We start from the raw sequence: 571 nt of genomic DNA on the forward strand, positions 1-571 counted from the left end.
GCCAAGGGGCTGGCCGTCACGCTGCGCACGATGACCCGTAAGACGCACACCGCGCAGTACCCCGACACGCTGCCCGAACTGCCGCCGCGCAGCCGCGGCGTCATCGGGCTGTTCGAGGAGAACTGCACGGTCTGCATGCTCTGCGCGCGCGAGTGCCCCGACTGGTGCATCTACATCGACTCCCACAAGGAGACGGTGCCCGCGGCCACCCCGGGCGGCCGGGAGCGCAGCCAGAACGTGCTCGACCGCTTCGCCATCGACTTCGCCCTGTGCATGTACTGCGGTATCTGCATCGAGGTGTGCCCCTTCGACGCGCTGTTCTGGTCGCCGGAGTTCGAGTACGCGGAGACCGACATCCGGGATCTGACCCACGAGCGGGACAAGCTTCGCGAGTGGATGTGGACCGTGCCCGAGCCGCCCGCGCTCGACCCCGGGGCCGAGGAGCCCAAGGAGATCGCCGCCGCGCGCAAGACGGCCGACAAGCTCGCCGCCGCGCAGGCGGCCGAGGCCGCGGCGGCAGCCGCGCCCGGCCCCTCGGACGCGCCCGGCGAACCCGGCGCTCCCGGTGCCC

At 72.3% G+C, this 571-nt stretch carries 1 protein-coding gene; it reads left to right on the plus strand.

Annotation, left to right across the window (positions count from 1 at the left end):
• Positions 1 to 571, plus strand: a 571-nt coding sequence (locus KUM32_RS38935; protein WP_254406728.1) for an NADH-quinone oxidoreductase subunit I, incomplete at both ends; no start/stop codon positions are given.

Source organism: Streptomyces sp. AC627_RSS907 (assembly GCF_019049165.1).